Below are 18,223 nucleotides of genomic sequence, written 5' to 3' on the forward strand. Positions count from 1 at the left end.
TCCCATCCGGCGGCTGGAGGGTTCCCCGGCTCAGCGGGCGGGCAGCTCGCCGCGTGCGGTGCCCGTCACGATCGGGACGCGTACGGCGCTGCCCCACTCGGTCCACGAGCCGTCGTAGTTGCGCACGTGGTCGTAGCCGAGGAGGTGCTCGAGCACGAACCAGGTGTGGCTCGAGCGCTCGCCGATGCGGCAGTAGGCGATGATCTCGTCGTCGTCCTGCAGCCCCACCTCGTCGCGGTAGATCGCCTCGAGCTCGGCGCGCGAGCGGAACGTGCCGTCGTCGGCGGCGGCGCGAGCCCAGGGCACGGATGCCGCGGTCGGGATGTGGCCCGCCCGAAGTGCACCCTCCTCGGGATAGGCGGGGGCGCTCGTGCGCTCGCCCGAGTACTCCTCGGGGGAGCGCACGTCGATGAGGGGCTTGCCGAGGTGGGCGAGCACGTCCTCCTTGAAGGCACGCACGGTGGAGTCGTCGCGCTCGACGACGGGGTACTCGACGGGGACGACCGTGGCCGGCTCGGTTGTGAGCGGCCGCCCCTCGGCGATCCACTTGTCGCGGCCGCCGTCGAGCAGGCGCACGTCCGCGTGCCCGAACAGCGTGAAGACCCAGAGTGCGTACGCCGCCCACCAGTTGTTCTTGTCGCCGTAGATGACGACGGTCGAGTCGCGCGCGATGCCCTTGGAGCCGACGAGCGCCGCGAACTGCTCGCCGTTCAGGTAGTCGCGCACGACCGGGTCGTTGAGCTCGGTGTGCCAGTCGACCTTGGCTGCGCCCGGGATATGCCCGGTCTCGTAGAGCAGGACGTCCTCGTCGGACTCGACGACGACGAGGCCCGGCCGGCCGAGCCGCTCGGCGAGCCATTCGGTGGTGACGAGGCGCTCGGGGTGCGCGTACTCGGCCAGCTTGGCGGCGGGGTCGAAATCGACGGGCATGGGGACCTCCTGGGGTCGTCCGGTCGGACGAGGGGTGCGGGGCGTCGGACTAGGCTGGTCACCTGTCCACCACGAATCTACGCGGCGCGCCGGTCGGCGTCACCGGGCCCGTCACCATGTGCAACACGGGAGCCCCTCGCCGATGACCACTGCAGCGACATCCGCCCCCGAGCGCCTCGTCGACCGGAACCCCACCATCACCGGTGCGGAGATCGCCTCCGAACTGGTGCCGCCGCCCCAGTTCGAGCACGCCTCCTTCGAGTCGTACCGGCCCGACCCCGACTTCCCGTCGCAGCAGGCCGCGCTCGACCGGCTCAAGGAGTTCGCCGGAGCATGGCGCGCGGCGCAGCGCCCCGGCGGGTTCTTCTCGCGCAAGCGGCCTGCGCGCATCGAGCTGCCCGGCGTCTACCTCGACGGCGGCTTCGGCGTCGGCAAGACGCACCTGCTCGCGGCGCTGTGGCACGTCGCCCACGGACCCAAGTACTTCGGCACGTTCATCGAATACACGGCCCTCGTCGGCGCGCTCGGCTATGCGCCGGCCGTCGAGCTGCTGCGCGGCGCGCGCCTGGTCTGCATCGACGAGTTCGAGCTCGACGACCCAGGCGACACCATGCTCATGACGCGCTTCCTGGGCGAGCTCATGGCCGGTGGCACGCGCGTCGCCGCGACATCGAACACGCCGCCGAACGCGCTCGGCGAAGGGCGCTTCGCAGCCGCCGACTTCCTCCGCGAGATCCATGCACTCTCGTCGAACTTCGAGACGCTGCGGATCGACGGCCTCGACTACCGTCGCCGCGACACCGAGGGGCACAGCGAGACGCAGGGCGACGACGCGAGCGTGCAGCACGCGGCGTCCGCCCTCGCCGGCCGGGGCCATCGGGTCTCGCTCGACACGTTCGACGCGCTCATCGCACACCTGGCGACCGTGCACCCGTCGAAGTACATCAAGCTCATCGACGGGCTCGAGATCATCGCGCTCACCGGGGTCCACGAGCTGACCGACCAGAACGCCGCGCTGCGGCTCGTCGCGTTCATCGACCGCGTCTACGACGCCGAGGTGCCGATCATCGCGAGCGGCGTCCCGCTCGACGGGGTCTTCGGCGGTGACATGCTCTCGGGCGGATACCGCAAGAAGTACCTGCGCTCGATGTCGCGCATGATCGCCCTCACGACCGGCGAGCTCCCGCCGCACGACTGATCATCGGCCGACGCCGCGCGGGGCGATCGGATGCCGGCGCGACGCGAGTTCACATCCGATCCTCCGGTCCGCGAAACATGGTGTTTACGCGACGCCGAATCCCGTAACGACCGCGAAACATCCGACGCCGTGTTCGGAAACGTCCTCTCAAGAAACTGTTCAGCACCTGCCCCCCCAGATTCTTGAGAGAGGTTCGACATGGATCAAGGCAACACCGCGTTCCTGCTGATCGCGGCAGCCCTCGTCCTGCTGATGACCCCCGGACTCGCGTTCTTCTACGGCGGCCTCGTCAAGGCCAAGAGCGTGATCAGCATGATGATGCTCAGCTTCGGCGCGCTCGGCCTGATCGGCGTGCTGTGGGTCCTCTACGGATACGCCATCGCGTTCCCCGGCTCCGAGGGCCTGGTCCCGCCGTGGTCCATCGACTGGTCGGCCATCGGCCTCACCAGCCTGCTGGAGACACCTGAGGGTGCCGCCTACCCGCCGCTGGCCTTCGTGGCTTTCCAGGCGACCTTCGCGATCCTCACGGTCGCGCTCGTCTCGGGCGCCATCGCCGACCGCGCCAAGTTCGGCGCGTGGATGATCTTCGCCGCCATCTGGGCGACCGTGGTCTACTTCCCGGTCGCGAGCTGGGTCTTCAACTTCGGCCTCGCCGACGACGGATCGTTCGCGTACGGCGGCTGGACGACGTACGGCATGCAGGAGTTCTTCGGGCTCGGCGTGATCGACTTCGCGGGCGGTACCGCGGTCCACATCAACGCCGGTGCGGCCGCGCTCGCGCTCGCCCTGGTGCTCGGAAAGCGCGTCGGCTTCTCGAAGGGCGCGCACGTGCCCCACAACCCGCCGTTCGTGCTCCTCGGCGCCGGGCTTCTGTGGTTCGGATGGTTCGGCTTCAACGCCGGTTCGGAGCTCGCCGCCGACGGCGTGGCCGCGCTCGCGTTCGTGAACACGATCGCCGCTCCCGCCGCGGCGCTGCTCGCCTGGCTCGTGGTCGAGAAGATCCGCGATGGCAAGCCGACCTCCGTCGGCGCCGCCTCGGGCGCCGTCGCCGGCCTCGTCGCGATCACCCCGGCCTGCGCCGCGCTCGACCCGGTCTGGGCCATCCTGCTCGGCGTCATCGCGGGTGCCGTCTGCGCCCTCGCGATCGACCTGAAGTTCAAGTGGGGCTTCGACGACTCGCTCGACGTGGTGGGCATCCATCTCGTCGGCGGCCTGATCGGCACGCTCTACATCGGCTTCTTCGCCAACGGCACCGGCCTCTTCATGGGCGGCGACGGCACGCAGCTGCTCGTCCAGGCCATCGCGGCCCTCGCCGTCCTGCTCTACTCGTTCACGCTCGCCTACGTCATCGGCTTCATCATCCAGAAGACGATCGGCTTCCGCGTGAAGAACGAGGACGAGGTCGCCGGCATCGACACGGTCGTGCACGGTGAGAAGGGCTACGAGCTCGAGACCGTCTGATCCTCCGGATCACCGCGAGGGCGGTGAGGGTAGTGTGCGGGTGTGCCAGACACCCGCCGCTTCCTCACCGCCCTCGGGCGCGTCATCCGTTCGCTCACCGGCTCGGGGCGGGGTCGGTTGCCGGATGTCGCGCCGCGGCCGCGCGCGGAGGGCGACGAGTCCTGGCCCGGTCGAACGGGTCCATCGGCGACGGTCGAGCTCGACCCCGCTCGGATCGGACGCGTGCGCTTCTCGTACACGCCCGATCGAGACGGCGAGCCCGACCCCGGCGAGGTCGTGTGGACGTGGGTGCCCTACGAGGAGCACGACGGTCGCGGCAAGGACCGGCCCGTGGTGGTCGTCGCCGCGGGCGCGCCGGGGGAGTTCCTGGCCGTGCAGCTCACGAGCACGCCGCGCGACCATGATCGCAACGCGCTCGCGCTCGGCGCCGGGCCGTGGGATCCGCAGGGGCGGCCGAGTTGGGCCCGGCTGGATCGCGTGTTCCGGGTCCACGCCGGCGGGATGCGCCGTGAGGCGGCCTCGCTCGACCGCGATCGGTACGGACGGCTCGTCGCCGCGCTCGAGGAGCGCTACGGCTGGGGCGCACGGCGCTAGGGCGGGAACGACGAAAGCCCCCGGCGGACCGGGGGCTTCGTGGTGGGCGATGCCGGGCTCGAACCGACGACCTCTTCCGTGTGAAGGAAGCGCGCTACCAGCTGCGCCAATCGCCCGAGGTCGTGCGGCCGACGAGGTGGTCGTGACCGCGAAGTCGATACTAGCCCACGCCGGGCGGGTGACGCACATCGGCGCAGCGCCCGGGCGCGTCGACGCACCGGGGCAGCGCGACCCGCTCGGGACGGAGTGCGATCAGCGTCCCGAGCGGGCCCCGAACACGCCGACACGCCCGGGATGTGCGCTCGGAATGCCCCTGTGACCGGGGCGAACGTGCCACTCGGCTCGCTCGGTTTGTGATTCGTTCGCGTCATCCGTTAGAGTCTCTCTGTCGCCGAAACAGCGACAACGCGGATGTGGCGCAGTTGGTAGCGCATCACCTTGCCAAGGTGAGGGTCGCGAGTTCGAGTCTCGTCATCCGCTCTGATCAGACCGGCGCAAGCCGGTTCTGTTCTTTGGTGGTGAACCCAAGCAACGGTGGATTGGCCGAGAGGCGAGGCAGCGGCCTGCAAAGCCGTATACACGGGTTCGAATCCCGTATCCACCTCGAGACGAGCACCTCGCTGCTCACTCAACCCGGGCGATTGGCGCAGCGGTAGCGCGCTTCCCTGACACGGAAGAGGTCACTGGTTCGATCCCAGTATCGCCCACCACACGAACCCCCGAGCGATCGGGGGTTCTTCTGTTTCCGCACCAGCCGACACCCGCCTGCGGATCGGGTCATCATCCGACCCGCCCGAGAGGCCGGCTTCCCGCCCCGGCTCCCTTGAGCGCGACGACGCGCCCGCGCCCGCGCGCTCGTTCGACCTCGTCGGCGATGACGGCGTCCCAGTCGGTCAGGAACCGCGACAGACGGTACCGCTCAAGGGCCGCCTCGCGCCCTGCGGCGCCGAGCCGGATCGCCTCGTCATGGTCCTCGAGCAGCCAACGTGCTGCCGCGACCAGCTCGCCGACGTTCGCCGAGACGAAGCCGGCCCCGGGCGGGATCGCACGTGCGGCCTCGGTCGTCTGCAGCGCGACGACCGGCATCCCGAGGTGCATGGCCTCGATCAGCGAGAGCCCGAGGGACGTCCACCGCACAGGGTGCAGGTAGAGGCGCCGTCGCGCCATCGCGGCGTGCAGCTCGGACGTCGAGAGGTTCCCGCTCGGCCGCACGCGTTGCGGATCGATGTCGAGCGCCGCCGGGACCCGGTCGGCGTCGATGCCGAAGACATCGATCCCGCCGGCCGCCGTGAACCGGGGGAGCAGGTCGGTCCCCGTGATCCGGCCGCGGCGGACGGGCTCGTTCACGACGACGGCCAGCCGCTCCAGGTCGCCGACGTACCGGTGCCCGGGGTCCGGCACGCCATGCTCGACCACCGTCGATCTGGTGCGGCCGACGTCCCACATGAGCTCGTTGAAGTGGGTGACGTGCACGACGAGCAGGTCATCGCGGTCGGCGAGCGGATGCCGCGTGGTCGCGGCGTGCGGCTGCGGCGTGTTGTGCTCGACGAAGACCGCCGGCACCTCCGCCCCCGGCTTGCGACCGAGCAGGGCCTCCGCGAGCACGAGCTCCTCGGTCCGCTGCAGCACGACGAGGTCGACCTCCTCGTCGCGCAGTGCGGCGAACGGCACCTCGCGAGCGGCGGGCCAGTCGCGGTCGTCTCGCCCGAGCCCCCAAGGCCCGCGCCGGTCGTCGACGGGCACGAGGTACTCGTGCGGACCGCGGACGAACGCGTCGGTCCAGCCGCCGTGCACGTGCCAGAGCAGGATCCTCACACGACCATCTCCTTGTTCCAGGGCCAGGGGTCGACCGGTTGGGACAGCGAAGCAGCCCGCCCTCGCGCACGGAAGGCGGTTGCGAAGGAGCGGACGGGGGAGTAACCGCGAGCGCTGGTCCGCGGCCGGCCGCGCACTACAGTTGAAGGGTTCGTCTCAACCTCTCAGGGAGTGGATCCAGTGGCCGATGGCTTCGAGCTCTTCACCGACCGGTCCGTCGTCGCGATGCGCGTCAACGGCGAGCTGAAGGACCTCGCCACGACGGTGACGGACACCGATGTCGTCGAGCCGGTCGCCATCGATTCGCCCGACGGTCTCGCCATCCTGCGGCACTCCACCGCGCACGTGCTGGCGCAGGCCGTGCAGAAGGTCAATCCCGACGCCAAGCTCGGCATCGGGCCTCCCGTGACCGACGGCTTCTACTACGACTTCGACGTCGCCGAGCCGTTCACGCCCGACGACCTCAAGGCACTCGACAAGGAGATGGCGCGCATCGTCCGCTCCGGGCAGCGGTTCGTGCGCCGCGTCGTGAGCGACGACGAGGCTCGTGCCGAACTGGCCGACGAGCCGTACAAGCTCGAGCTCATCGGCCTGAAGGGTCACGCCACCGGCACCGAGCAGTTCGAGGAGAGCGAGTCGGTCGAGGTCGGCGGTTCCGAGCTGACGATCTACGACAACGTCGACCCGAAGACCGGCGAGGTCGCCTGGAAGGACCTCTGTCGCGGGCCGCACCTGCCGAGCACGCGCATGATCGGCAACGGCTGGGCGCTCATGCGGGTCGCCGCGGCGTACTGGCGCGGTTCCGAGAAGAACCCGCAGCTGCAGCGCATCTACGGGACCGCGTGGCCCACCAAGGACGAGCTCCGCGAGTACCAGCACCGGCTCGAGGAGGCGGCGCGACGCGACCACCGCAAGCTCGGCGCCGAGCTCGACCTGTTCAGCTTCCCCGAGGAGATCGGGTCGGGCTTGCCCGTCTTCCACCCGAAGGGCGGCGTGATCAAGCGCGAGATGGAGGACTACGTCCGCCGGCGCCACATCGAGGAGGGCTTCCAATACGTCTCGACCCCGCACATCACGAAGTCGCACGTCTTCGAGCTGTCGGGTCACCTGCCGTACTACAAGGACACGATGTTCCCGCCCATGGAGCTCGAGAACAGCGAGTACTACCTCAAGGCGATGAACTGCCCGATGCAGAACCTCATCTACCGCTCGCGCGGCCGGTCCTACCGCGACCTCCCGCTGCGGTTCTTCGAGTTCGGCACCGTCTACCGGTACGAGAAGTCGGGCGTCGTGCAGGGGCTCACGCGCGTGCGCGGACTCACCCAGGACGACTCGCACAGCTACGTCACGCCCGAGCAGGCGCCCGCCGAGATCGAGCACCTGCTGAACTTCGTGCTGGGCCTCCTGCGCGACTTCGGCCTCGAGGACTTCTACCTCGAGCTCTCGACGCGCGACGACGCCTCCGACAAGTTCAAGGGCTCCGACGAGCAGTGGGAGATCGCGACGAACGTGCTGCGCGAGGTCGCCGAACGCTCGGGCCTCGAGCTCGTGCCCGACCCGGGCGGGGCCGCGTTCTACGGACCCAAGATCTCGGTGCAGGCCCGCGACGCGATCGGCCGCACCTGGCAGATGTCGACGATCCAGTACGACTTCAACCAGCCCGAGGGCTTCGGGCTGCAGTACACCGCAGCGGATGGCACGCACCAGCAGCCGGTCATGATCCATTCGGCGAAGTTCGGCTCGATCGAGCGGTTCTTCGGCGTGCTCACCGAGCACTACGCCGGCGCGTTCCCGGTGTGGCTCGCTCCCGTGCAGGTCGTCGGGATCCCGGTGGCCGACGAGTACGCGCCGTACCTCGGCGGCATCCTGACCCAGCTCGCGGGTGCGGGCGTGCGCACCGAGCTCGACACGAGCGACGACCGCATGCAGAAGAAGATCCGCACGCACACCACCCAGAAGGTGCCGATCCAGCTCATCGCGGGCGAGAACGACCGCACCGGCGAGACCGTGAGCTTCCGGTTCCGCGACGGCACGCAGGAGAACGGCGTGTCGATCGCCGAGGCCGAGCGGCGCATCCTCGACGCCGTCGCCGACCGTCGCCAGGTGACGACGAGGGACGACCTGTTCGCATGACCTCCTACGACCACGGCGAGTTCGACGGCGTCCCGACGGATGCCTCGTCGGACCTGGCCGGGGTTCCCGACGCGTTCCAGCGGCTCTGGACCCCGCATCGGCTCGTGTACATCCAGCAGGGCGAGCAGCCCGACGAGCACACGTGCCCGTTCTGCCGGGCGCCGAAGCTCTCCGACGAGCAGTCGCTCATCGTGGCCCGCGGGGAGCACGCGTTCGTGCTGCTCAACCTGTTCCCGTACAACAGCGGACACCTGCTCGTCTGCCCGTACCGGCACATCGCGACCTACGACCAGGCGAACGCCGATGAGGTCGCCGAGATCGGCGAGCTCACGCAGATCGCGATGCGCACCGTCAAGCAGGTGTCGAGGTGCGACGGCTTCAACCTCGGCATGAACCAGGGCCGTATCGCCGGAGCCGGCATCGCCGAGCACCTGCACCAGCACATCGTGCCGCGATGGGCGCTCGACGCGAACTTCTTCCCGATCGTGGCCGGCACCAAGGCGATCCCGCGCCTGCTCGGCGAGGTGCGGCAGGAGATCGCCGACGCCTGGCCGAGCTGAGCCCGGTCAGCCGACCCGGCGAACCTCGAACTGCATGACCGGGTGGGCGTAGGACTCCTGCGACTCGACGAGCTGCAGCTCGCGCTCACCCGATTCGTGGGTGTTCGCGAGCAGGTCGAACACGCTCGACGCGGTGCGTGCGAGCGCGTCGGCCGCGTCGCCCGTGCGGCGGTAGTGCGCGGTGAAGAGCGCGGCCGTGACGTCCCCCGACCCGTTGGCCTTCATCGGCAGCAGCGGGGTCTGCACGATCCACGCGCCCCGGTCGTCGACCGCGAGCATCTCGATCGTGCCCTCCTCGCGGTCGGGCCGCTCGACGCTCGTGACGAGCACGGTGCGCGGGCCCGTCGCGCGCGCGAGGTCGACCGATTCGAGCGTCGTCTCGAGTGTGTCGGGTTCGGTCCCGGTGAGGTAGCCGAGCTCGAACTGGTTCGGCGTGATCAGGTCGGCGGCGGGCACCACGCGATCGCGCAGCAGCACCGGGATGGCGGGCGCCACGAAGCATCCGCTCTTCGCATTGCCCATGACCGGGTCGCACGAGTAGACGGCCTCGGGGTTCGCTGCCTTGATGCGCCCGACCGCGTCGAGGATGACGTCGGCGATGCCCTCGGATCCCTGGTAGCCCGAGAGGACGACGTCGATCTTCGGGAACGCGCCGCGGTCCTCGATGCCGTTGATGACCTCGCGCACGTCGACGGGGTCGATGAGCGGCCCGCGCCACGCCCCGTAGCCGGTGTGGTTCGAGAAGTTGACCGTGTAGACCGGCATGACCTCGACGCCGATGCGCTGGAGCGGGAAGACGGCCGCGGAGTTGCCGACGTGGCCGTAGGCGACTGCGGACTGGATCGAGAGGACCTTCACCCCTCGATCATTCCATCCCGGTCGGGATGAGGCGTCCGCCTGCAGCGCGAACGGCGCCGACGATGTCCGTCGCGAGGCGGTCGGCGTCGGCCTCGCCCAGGTCGTGCACCGTGAGCCGGAGCCGGCGCGATGCGGAGGCGTCGCCGAGCGCGAACTCGTCGCCGGCTCGAGCGAGCCAGCCGCGCCGCATGAGGTGCTCCGACACATCCCGCGCCGGCACCGGGAGCGCGATCCAGAGGTTCAGCCCATCGCCGGCTGCGGCGGGCAGGCCGAGCCCGGTCAGTCGTGCGGCGAACGCGTCGTTGCGTGCGGCGTAGTGCGCACCGGCCTCGCCGATGGCCGACACGACCGACGGGTCGGTCACGAGCGCGAGCGTGAGGCGCTGCAGGAGATGACTCACCCAGGTCGTGCCGGGCGTGAGCCGCATGGCGAGCCGTTCGGCGGTGTCGGGGTCGGAGGCCGTGACCGCGAGGCACATGTCGGGACCGAGGAACTTCGACACCGAGCGGACGAGCGCCCAGCGACGGTGGTCGGGCCCGATGAGCGAGCGGAAGGGGCGGCGCGAGAGCATCGAGAAGTGGTCGTCCTCGATGACGAGGACGTACGGGTGGGCGCGGAGCAACTCGCGCAGCTGCTCGGCGCGTCGCTCGGAGAGGCTCGCGCCCGTGGGATTCTGCGCCCTCGGCGTGCACACCACCGCGCGGACGCCTTGGTCGAGCGCCGCACGAAGCCCCTCGACGGTCATGCCCTCGTCGTCGACCGGGACCGGGACCGGGCGATAGCCGCCGACGCGGACCGTGTGGATGCTGGTGAGGAAGCACGGATCCTCGAGCGCGACCGCGTCGTCGCGGACGAGGGCCTGGGCGAGGAGGCGCTCGACCGCGTCGGCCGCGCCGCTCGTGATCGTGAGTCGCAGGTCGGACGGCGCGAGGTCGGCGCGCATCCAGGCGTCGGCCCAGCGCTCGAGGTCGGGGTCGATCACCGGCTCGCCGTAGAGCACCGGCCGGCCCGCCATGCCCGTGAGGGCGCGAGAGGGGTCGGGGATCAGGTCCGGGTCGGGGTTTCCGGTCGCGACGTCGCGGAGGACGCTGTCGGCGGCGAAGCCCTCCTGGGCGACGGGGGAGCGGCCGGCCACGCGGGTGCCGCCGCGGCCGCGCGTGACGACCATGCCCGCCTGCGTGAGCTGCCGGTACGCCGCCACCGCGGTGTTCCGGTTCACTCCGAGGTCGTCGGCGAGATTGCGCACCGGCGGCAGCGGGTCGCCGGGTGACAGCGCACCGCGTTCGATGAGCGCGCGGACGCTGGCGGCGATGTCGGCGGCCGACCGGCCGGTGATCTCGAGGGTCATGTCACGATCCGTCGTTGGTCTGAGAGCAAGGTCGGGACCATGCTATCTTTTGGCCTAGGCCAAGCAACCGTCTTGTCCGCGAGTTGCGCGATCGCGCGTCATCCGTCGAAGGGAACCACCGATGAGCACTGCCCAGACCGGCTCCAGCCGCGTGAAGCGCGGCCTCGCCGAGATGCTGAAGGGCGGCGTGATCATGGACGTCGTCACGCCGGAGCAGGCGCGCATCGCCGAGGACGCCGGAGCCGTGGCCGTCATGGCCCTCGAGCGCGTCCCGGCCGACATCCGGGCGCAGGGCGGTGTCGCGCGGATGAGCGACCCCGACCTGATCGAGGCGATCATCGCCGAGGTGTCCATCCCCGTCATGGCCAAGGCCCGCATCGGCCACTTCGTCGAGGCGCAGGTCCTGCAGGCGCTCGACGTCGACTACATCGACGAGTCCGAGGTGCTCTCACCGGCCGATTACGTCAACCACATCGACAAGTGGGCGTTCACGACCCCCTTCGTGTGCGGCGCGACCAACCTGGGCGAGGCGCTGCGACGCATCAACGAGGGCGCGGCGATGATCCGCTCGAAGGGCGAGGCGGGCACGGGCGACGTGTCCGAGGCCACCAAGCACATCCGCAAGATCACCTCCGAGATCAACCAGCTCAAGTCGATGACGCGCGACGAGGTCTACGTCGCGGCCAAGGAGCTGCAGGCGCCGTACGAGCTCGTACTGGAGGTCGCAGAGACGGGCAAGCTCCCGGTGGTGCTGTTCACCGCGGGCGGCGTGGCCACCCCCGCCGACGCCGCGATGATGATGCAGCTCGGCGCCGACGGCGTGTTCGTGGGCTCGGGCATCTTCAAGTCGGGCAGCCCCGAGCAGCGCGCCGCCGCGATCGTGAAGGCGACCACGTTCTACGACGACCCGAAGGTCATCGCCGAGGTCTCGCGCGGGCTCGGTGAGGCGATGGTCGGCATCAACGTCGCCGACCTCGCCGCGCCGCACCGCCTCGCAGAGCGCGGATGGTGACGCTTCGCGACGAGTCCGTGGGGCGCGCGGATGCCACGGGCCCCACGGTCGGCGTGCTCGCCCTGCAGGGCGACTTCCGCGAGCACGCGCGCGTGCTGGCCGAGCTCGGCGCCCGGGTCGTGCTCGTCCGGCGACCCGAGGACGTGGAGGGGCTCGACGGTCTCGTCATCCCCGGCGGCGAGTCGACCGTCATGGACAAGCTGTCGCGCGCGTTCGGGGTCGCCGAGCCGCTGCGGCGCCGCATCGCCGAGGGACTCCCCGTCTACGGAACGTGCGCGGGGCTCATCATGATCGCCGATACGCTGCTCGACGCGATCGACGGCCAGCAGAACTTCGGCGGGCTCGACGTGGTCGTGCGCCGCAACGCGTTCGGATCGCAGAACCAGTCGTTCGAGACCGATCTCGAGGTCCCGGCGCTCGGCGGCGAGCCCGTCCGCGCGGTGTTCATCCGCGGGCCGGTCGTGGAGTCGCTGGGCGAGAAGGCCGCCCCGCTCGCCTCGTTGCCCGACGGCCGCGTCGTCGCCGTCGAGCAGGGCGACCTCATCGGCACGAGCTTCCACCCCGAGATCCAGGGCGACGTGCGGTTCCACGAGTACTTCCTCGCGAAGGTGCGCGCACGCGCGGGCGCCGCGGCGTCGGCATCCGCGGCGATCGCATAGCGCAGGAGCCCGCGACCACGCCAGAGTTGGGGGCATGAAGCTGTACTCGGATTTCGCCGGCCGCCGTGTGGCGCAGGTCATCGGAGACCTCGTCGCGCTCGCGTTGGTCGCCGTGGCGGTGTGGGCCGCCGTGGTCTTCCACGGATTCGTGACGGAGTTCGCCGCACTGGGCCGGCAGCTCGAGGAGGCCGGCACGGGATTCCGCGGCAGCATGACCGACATCGGGGACACCCTCGCCGACGTGCCGATCATCGGGTCCGGCATCGCCGCACCGTTCGACGGAGCCAGCGCGGCAGGGGCGACGCTCGAGTCGGTGGGTCGCGGACAGCAGGACGTGGTCGGCTGGATCGCGCTGTTCGCCGCGATCGGCATCGCGGCCCTGCCCATCGGGGTGGTGCTCCTGCTGTGGGTGGCGCCACGCCTCGTGCGCGCGGTTCGCGCGCGGCGCACGACCACGCTCCTCACGCGTCCGGGCGGCGCCGACCTGCTCGCGCTGCGCGCGCTGACCGACCGCAGCCTGTTCGACGTCCTCGCCGCCGACGCCGACGCCGCCGCGGGATGGCGTCGTGGCGACGGCGAAACCATCCGAGCGCTGGCCGCGCTCGAGGCACGCGCCGTCGGGGTGCGGATTCCCGGGCCATGACGGCGGGCCGCCCTACGCTGGCCGCATGAGCGACTGGATCGCGCTGCTGCGCGGAGTCAATGTCGGCGGCGTCACGGTCAAGTCCGCCGAGTTGCGCGAGACGTTCGCCGGGCTCGGCTTCACCGGGGTGCGGACCGTGCTCGCCAGCGGCAATGTCGCGTTCGAGAGCGATCGAGCGGATGCCGCCGCGCTGAAGCGCGACATCGAGCGGGCCCTGTCGGACCGCTTCGGGTACGAGGCGTGGATCGTCCTGATCACGCCCAGCCGCCTCCGGGCGATCGTCGCGGCGTTCCCGTTCGATGCGACCGATGCGTCGCGTCAGCCGTACGTCGTCTTCGCCTCGGAGCCATCGGTCGTCGACGAGCTCATGACGGCCGCAGGCGAGCCGGACCCCCATGCGGATCCGCTCGAACGCGGAGACGGCGTCGTCTACTGGAACCCGGTCAAGGGCACCACGGTCGACACCGGATTCGCGAAGGTGCTCGCGAGGCCCGCGTTCAAGCCGACCACCACCAACCGGAACCTGCGCACGCTCGAGAAGCTGCTCTGATGATGGCGCCGCCTGCGGTATGCCCGTCAGGCGGACTCAGTGCCATCCCCGGCCATGAACGGGGGATGGCCCCGGGGTGGGACGGGGGACCGCACGGGCGCGGCGGATCGCGACATCCGGTTGTGTTCGGGCATGACCACTCGACTTCCCAGCACCGGCGCACCTGCGCTCGACGCCGCCCCGGCCACGACCTGCCGCAGCGACGAGGTGGTGGTGATCCACCGGATCTTCCGCCGGCTCTTCGCCGACGCCCCGCGTCTCGTGCGGGATGTCGAGCCGGGCGACACCGATCGCGCCAGGTTCCTCGCGAAGCACCTGCACGGCATCACGACGCTGCTGCACGTGCACCACCGCACCGAGGACGAGTTCTTCTGGGACCCGATGCGCGACCGGGCGCCGGCCTGCGGCCTCCACGTGGCGCTCATGATCCGCCAGCATCAGGCGGTCTCCGATCGTCTCGACGCCGTCGACGTGCTGATCGACGAGTGGGCGACGCATGCGAACGCCGCGGCGGCCGCGAGGCTGGCCGCCGAGCTCGACGAGGTCGACCGCCTGCTCGTGGAGCACCTCGCCGACGAGGAGCGCGACGCGTTCCCGGTGCTCGACGCCGTGCTCTCCGACGAGGAGTGGGACGACATCCATCGCCACGCGCGTCGCCACAAGCCGCCGCTGCCCGTCTTCCTGCTGCTGGGGCTCATGATCGACAGCGTGCCCGAGGCCGAACGCGACGAGTGGGTCGCGACCCAGCTGCCGGCCCCGATCCGCGTCGCCTACCGCGTCATCGGCCGGCGGCAGTACGAGCGGGCACTCGTGCGGCTCTTCCCCGACCGAGCGGCGGCCGCCTTCGCGTGAGGCGACGCAGACCGCCCCGCCGCGGCATCCCCCCCGGTACGGCCCGCCGAGCCCGCGTCGACGGTGACGGCGGTGCGCTGGCCTAGAATGTCCCGGTACTGATCACCGTTACGGGAGACGCATGTCCGGGCATTCCAAGTGGGCGACGACCAAGCACAAGAAGGCCGTCATCGACGCGCGCCGCGCGAAGTCGTTCGCCAAGCTCATCAAGAACATCGAGGTCGCGGCCAAGCTCGGCGGCGCCGACCTCAACGGCAACCCCACCCTGTACGACGCCGTGCAGAAGGCCAAGAAGACCTCGGTCCCGAACGACAACATCGACCGTGCCATCAAGCGAGGCGCCGGCATCGGCGGCGAGGCGGTCGAGTACCAGAACATCACGTACGAGGCGTACGGGCCGAACGGCGTGGCCCTCATGATCGAGGTGCTCACCGACAACAAGAACCGCGCCGCCGCCGAGGTCCGCACCGGGCTCAGCCGCAACGGCGGCACGCTCGCCGACCCGGGCTCGGTCGCGTACAACTTCACCCGCAAGGGCGTCATCGTCGTCAGCGGCGACGGCACGACCGAGGACGACGTCATGATGGCCGCCCTCGAGGCCGGCGCCGAGGAGATCGAGCCGCACGCCCAGGGATTCGAGGTCGTCACCGAGCCCTCCGACATGGTCGAGGTGCGCAAGGCGCTGCAGGAGGCGGGCCTCGACTACGAGTCGGCCGACATCGAGTTCGTACCCAACCTCAAGGTCGAGATCGACGCCGAGACCGCCAAGAAGGTCTTCCGTCTGATCGACGCGCTGGAAGACAGCGACGACGTGCAGAACGTCTACAGCAACTTCGACCTCACGCCCGAGGTGCAGGCCGAGCTCGAGAACGAGTCGGAGTAGTCGCGGTGCGGGTCCTCGGCATCGACCCCGGGCTGACCCGCTGCGGCGTGGGCGTCGTCGACGTCGCGCCCGACCGGACCGCGACCCTCGTCGACGTGGTGGTGCTGCGCTCGCCCGCGGAACTCGCGACGCCGGGCCGGCTCGCCCGCATCGCCGACGGGCTCGAGGCGATCGTCGAGGAGCTCCGGCCGCAGGCCGTGGCGCTCGAGCGCGTGTTCGCGCGCAGCGACGTGTCGACGATCATGGGCACGGCGCAGATCTCGGGCGTCGCGATGCTCATCGCCGAACGACGCGCGCTGCCGGTCGCCCTGCACACGCCCAGCGAGGTCAAGGCGGCGATCACCGGGTACGGCCGCGCCGACAAGAAGCAGGTGGGCGCGATGGTTGCCCGCATCCTCGGGCTCGAGGCCGTGCCGAAGCCGGCGGATGCCGCGGACGCCCTCGCGCTCGCGATCTGCCATGCGTGGCGGACCGGCGGAGTCGCCGGCGCGGCGATCGCGGACGCGGCGGGTGCCCGAGCCTCCGGCGCCGGGGACGGATCCGGGCTGACGCCCGCACAGAGGGCATGGCGCGCCGCTGAGCGTGCCGCGGCCGTGTCGGGGGCCGCCCGTAGGGTGAAGGAGTGATCTCCTCCCTGCGCGGCCGTGTGGCCTCGGCTTCCGGCGGAACGCTCGTCGTCGACGTCGCGGGCGTCGGCTACCTGGTGCACGCCACCCCGGCGTTCGTGCTGTCCAGCCGCCAGGGCGACGACGTGTTCGTGCACACCGCCCTCATCGTGCGAGAAGACGCGATGACCCTCTTCGGCTTCGCGACGCGAGACGAGCTCGACGTGTTCGAGCTGCTCATCGGCGTGACCGGGGTGGGGCCGAAGTCGGCGCTCGGCGTGCTCTCGGCGATGTCGCCGATCGAGGTCGCTCGCGCCGTCGAGTCCGACGACGACGCCGCGTTCCGGCGCGTGAGCGGCATCGGGCCCAAGACGGCCAAGCTCATCACGGTCTCGCTCGCCGGCAAGCTGGTCGCTCCCGTCGTTGCGCCGTCGGGTGCGCCGGTCGCCGCCGGTGGCATCGCCGACGACGTCCTCGCCGCGCTGACCGGGCTCGGCTGGTCCGAGAAGCTCGCCGGCGAGGCGCTCGCCGAGACCCTCGAGACGGCCGATCCGGTCGCGGCGGCCTCCGTGCCCGCCCTGCTTCGCCTGACGCTCGCTCGGCTGGGCCCGGCGCAGTCGGCTGCGAGGGCGCGATGAGCGACGCCGAGGTCGACCTCACCGATCCCGTGCTCGCGTCCGAGGCCGAGCTCGCCTTCGAAGGCGCGCTCCGGCCGCGCAGCCTCGAGGAGTTCGTGGGGCAGACCCGGGTGCGGGGCCAGCTGCAGCTGCTGCTCTCGGCGGCGGCCCTCCAGCAGCGCACGCCCGACCACATCCTGCTCGCCGGACCTCCCGGGCTGGGCAAGACGACCCTCGCGATGATCGTGGCCCACGAGGGAGGCCGGCCGTTGCGCATGTCGAGCGGTCCCGCCATCCAGCACGCGGGCGACCTCGCCGCCATCCTGTCCTCGCTCGTGCCGGGCGAGGTGCTCTTCATCGACGAGATCCACCGCATGGCCCGTTCGGCAGAAGAGATGCTCTACCTCGCCATGGAGGACTTCCGCATCGACATCATGGTCGGCAAGGGCGCCGGCGCCACGTCGGTGCCCCTCGATCTCGCGCCGTTCACGCTGGTCGGGGCGACCACTCGCGCCGGCCTGCTGCCCAACCCGCTGCGCGACCGCTTCGGCTTCACCGCGCACCTCGAGTTCTATGACGAGGCCGAGCTCGAGCAGGTCCTCGCGCGCGCGGCCACCATGCTCGGCCTCGCGATCGACGGCGAGGCGATCGCCGAGATCGCCGGGCGGTGCCGCGGTACTCCGCGCATCGCGAATCGGCTGCTGCGACGCGTCCGCGACTACGCCCTGGTCCACGGGGGGCGCGCCGATGTCGACGCCGTCCGCGCGGCGCTCGAGCTGTACGACGTCGACCCGCTCGGGCTCGACCGGCTCGATCGCGCGGTGATGATGACGATCCTGACGCGGTTCGGCGGTGGCCCCGTCGGGCTCAACACGCTGGCCGTTTCGGTCGGCGAGGAGGCCGAGACCATCGAGGCCGTCGTCGAGCCCTTCCTCGTGCGAATCGGGCTGATCACGCGCACGCCGCGCGGGCGCGTCGCGACCCCGGCGGCCTGGCGTCACTTCGGGCTCGTGCGCGAGGGTGTGGAGGGTCCGACGACCCTTCCGATCGATGACCTATAATCCTTGGAGGCTTCGGCCGCCCCGCCCTTGATCGTGCGCGCTGCGCACCCCGGAAGGTTTCCACCCCATGGTCTTCGACCCGTTCACCATCATCATGCTCGCCGTCCTGGCGGTGCTGATCTTCTTCATGTTCCGCAACTCGCGCAAGCGCCAGAGCGACGCGCGCGAGCTGCAGACGAAGGTCGTCCCGGGCGCCAAGGTCATGACCAACTTCGGGCTGTTCGGCACGATCCTCTCCATCGACGAAGAGGAGAACCAGGTGGAGCTCGAGTCGACCCCGGGCACCGTGCTGACGGTCCACCGCCAGACCATCGCGCGCGTCGTCGACGCGGTCGAGGCGACGACGCCGGCCGCGGTAGAGGGCGAGCCCGAGTTCGGCGAGCGCGTCGACGAGACGCCGGGCGACGAGACGCCCGACGTCAAGAAGTCCGACGACTAGAGCTC

At 70.7% G+C, this 18,223-nt stretch carries 19 protein-coding genes and 4 tRNA genes; 18 read left to right on the forward strand and 5 right to left on the reverse strand.

Annotation, left to right across the window (positions count from 1 at the left end; translation table 11 throughout):
* Positions 1-30 precede the first annotated feature (30 nt).
* Entirely contained in the window at positions 31-930 is a 900-nt protein-coding gene (locus BLT99_RS04895) for a sulfurtransferase (protein ID WP_092669753.1), read from the reverse strand.
* A gap of 142 nt (positions 931-1,072) precedes the next feature.
* Between BLT99_RS04895 and zapE the strand changes: the two genes are divergently transcribed.
* The 3 genes from zapE (at position 1,073) to BLT99_RS04910 (ending at position 4,183) form a co-directional block, all read left to right on the forward strand.
* Complete coding sequence (zapE, locus tag BLT99_RS04900; protein WP_092669755.1) at positions 1,073-2,128, forward strand: cell division protein ZapE; 1,056 nt, start codon at positions 1,073-1,075, stop codon at positions 2,126-2,128.
* Positions 2,129-2,326: 198 nt separating this feature from the next.
* Positions 2,327-3,589 carry an ammonium transporter gene (locus tag BLT99_RS04905; protein WP_092669757.1) on the forward strand — a complete coding sequence of 421 codons (1,263 nt, stop codon included), beginning with the start codon at positions 2,327-2,329 and terminating at the stop codon, positions 3,587-3,589.
* Between the two features lie 42 nt (positions 3,590-3,631).
* Entirely contained in the window at positions 3,632-4,183 is a 552-nt protein-coding gene (locus tag BLT99_RS04910; protein ID WP_229724655.1) for a type II toxin-antitoxin system PemK/MazF family toxin, read from the forward strand.
* Between the two features lie 40 nt (positions 4,184-4,223).
* Here the strand turns inward: BLT99_RS04910 and BLT99_RS04915 are convergent.
* A tRNA-Val gene (locus tag BLT99_RS04915) sits at positions 4,224-4,299 on the reverse strand.
* 291 nt (positions 4,300-4,590) lie between these two features.
* Between BLT99_RS04915 and BLT99_RS04920 the strand changes: the two genes are divergently transcribed.
* The 3 genes from BLT99_RS04920 (at position 4,591) to BLT99_RS04930 (ending at position 4,893) form a co-directional block, all read left to right on the forward strand.
* Positions 4,591-4,663: transfer RNA gene (locus BLT99_RS04920), tRNA-Gly, on the forward strand.
* A 53-nt stretch (positions 4,664-4,716) separates the two neighbouring features.
* Positions 4,717-4,787: transfer RNA gene (locus BLT99_RS04925), tRNA-Cys, on the forward strand.
* 31 nt (positions 4,788-4,818) lie between these two features.
* Positions 4,819-4,893 (forward strand) — tRNA-Val (locus BLT99_RS04930).
* A gap of 70 nt (positions 4,894-4,963) precedes the next feature.
* Here BLT99_RS04930 and BLT99_RS04935 read toward each other — a convergent pair.
* Complete coding sequence (locus BLT99_RS04935) at positions 4,964-5,998, reverse strand: glycosyltransferase (RefSeq protein ID WP_092669759.1); 1,035 nt, start codon at positions 5,996-5,998, stop codon at positions 4,964-4,966.
* 225 nt (positions 5,999-6,223) lie between these two features.
* On the opposite strand from BLT99_RS04935, the gene thrS reads away from it, so the two are divergent.
* On the forward strand, positions 6,224-8,131 hold the full coding sequence (gene thrS, locus BLT99_RS04940) for a threonine--tRNA ligase (protein ID WP_229724717.1): 1,908 nt from the start codon (positions 6,224-6,226) through the stop codon (positions 8,129-8,131).
* A complete protein-coding gene (locus BLT99_RS04945; protein ID WP_092669763.1) occupies positions 8,128-8,691 on the forward strand; it encodes an HIT family protein in 564 nt (187 codons plus the stop codon). The genes thrS and BLT99_RS04945 overlap by 4 nt, the downstream gene beginning before the upstream one ends.
* 6 nt (positions 8,692-8,697) lie before the next feature.
* Here the strand turns inward: BLT99_RS04945 and pdxY are convergent, their stop codons facing one another.
* Together pdxY and BLT99_RS04955 are read right to left on the reverse strand one after the other, a co-directional pair.
* Positions 8,698-9,549: a pyridoxal kinase PdxY gene (pdxY, locus tag BLT99_RS04950; protein ID WP_092669765.1), complete on the reverse strand. Its 852-nt coding sequence runs from the start codon at positions 9,547-9,549 to the stop codon at positions 8,698-8,700.
* A 7-nt stretch (positions 9,550-9,556) separates the two neighbouring features.
* A complete protein-coding gene (locus tag BLT99_RS04955) occupies positions 9,557-10,897 on the reverse strand; it encodes an aminotransferase class I/II-fold pyridoxal phosphate-dependent enzyme (protein ID WP_092669767.1) in 1,341 nt (446 codons plus the stop codon).
* Positions 10,898-11,018: 121 nt separating this feature from the next.
* Here BLT99_RS04955 and pdxS point away from each other — a divergent pair, with 121 nt between their 5' ends.
* The 10 genes from pdxS to yajC all read left to right on the forward strand — a co-directional run bounded on the left by pdxS (position 11,019) and on the right by yajC (position 18,218).
* Positions 11,019-11,909 carry a pyridoxal 5'-phosphate synthase lyase subunit PdxS gene (pdxS, locus tag BLT99_RS04960; RefSeq protein ID WP_092669769.1) on the forward strand — a complete coding sequence of 297 codons (891 nt, stop codon included), beginning with the start codon at positions 11,019-11,021 and terminating at the stop codon, positions 11,907-11,909.
* Positions 11,903-12,568 (forward strand): pyridoxal 5'-phosphate synthase glutaminase subunit PdxT, encoded by a 666-nt coding sequence (gene pdxT, locus BLT99_RS04965; RefSeq protein WP_092669771.1) that lies wholly within the window; start codon positions 11,903-11,905, stop codon positions 12,566-12,568. Before pdxS ends, pdxT begins: the two co-directional genes overlap by 7 nt.
* Before the next feature lie 34 nt (positions 12,569-12,602).
* On the forward strand, positions 12,603-13,211 hold the full coding sequence (locus BLT99_RS04970; protein WP_092669773.1) for a hypothetical protein: 609 nt from the start codon (positions 12,603-12,605) through the stop codon (positions 13,209-13,211).
* Positions 13,212-13,236: 25 nt separating this feature from the next.
* Entirely contained in the window at positions 13,237-13,761 is a 525-nt protein-coding gene (locus BLT99_RS04975) for a DUF1697 domain-containing protein (protein WP_092669775.1), read from the forward strand.
* Between the two features lie 132 nt (positions 13,762-13,893).
* Positions 13,894-14,613 carry a hemerythrin domain-containing protein gene (locus tag BLT99_RS04980; protein WP_157674936.1) on the forward strand — a complete coding sequence of 240 codons (720 nt, stop codon included), beginning with the start codon at positions 13,894-13,896 and terminating at the stop codon, positions 14,611-14,613.
* A 121-nt stretch (positions 14,614-14,734) separates the two neighbouring features.
* A complete protein-coding gene (locus tag BLT99_RS04985) occupies positions 14,735-15,496 on the forward strand; it encodes a YebC/PmpR family DNA-binding transcriptional regulator (protein ID WP_092669779.1) in 762 nt (253 codons plus the stop codon).
* Between the two features lie 5 nt (positions 15,497-15,501).
* Entirely contained in the window at positions 15,502-16,122 is a 621-nt protein-coding gene (gene ruvC, locus BLT99_RS04990) for a crossover junction endodeoxyribonuclease RuvC (protein WP_092669781.1), read from the forward strand.
* Complete coding sequence (gene ruvA / locus BLT99_RS04995) at positions 16,119-16,739, forward strand: Holliday junction branch migration protein RuvA (RefSeq protein ID WP_092669783.1); 621 nt, start codon at positions 16,119-16,121, stop codon at positions 16,737-16,739. Before ruvC ends, ruvA begins: the two co-directional genes overlap by 4 nt.
* A complete protein-coding gene (ruvB, locus tag BLT99_RS05000) occupies positions 16,736-17,779 on the forward strand; it encodes a Holliday junction branch migration DNA helicase RuvB (protein WP_092669785.1) in 1,044 nt (347 codons plus the stop codon). Before ruvA ends, ruvB begins: the two co-directional genes overlap by 4 nt.
* A gap of 67 nt (positions 17,780-17,846) precedes the next feature.
* Positions 17,847-18,218 (forward strand): preprotein translocase subunit YajC, encoded by a 372-nt coding sequence (gene yajC, locus BLT99_RS05005; RefSeq protein WP_092669787.1) that lies wholly within the window; start codon positions 17,847-17,849, stop codon positions 18,216-18,218.
* Positions 18,219-18,223: the final 5 nt, after the last annotated feature.

Origin of the sequence: Agromyces flavus, assembly GCF_900104685.1 — a bacterium.
Taxonomy (GTDB): domain Bacteria; phylum Actinomycetota; class Actinomycetes; order Actinomycetales; family Microbacteriaceae; genus Agromyces; species Agromyces flavus.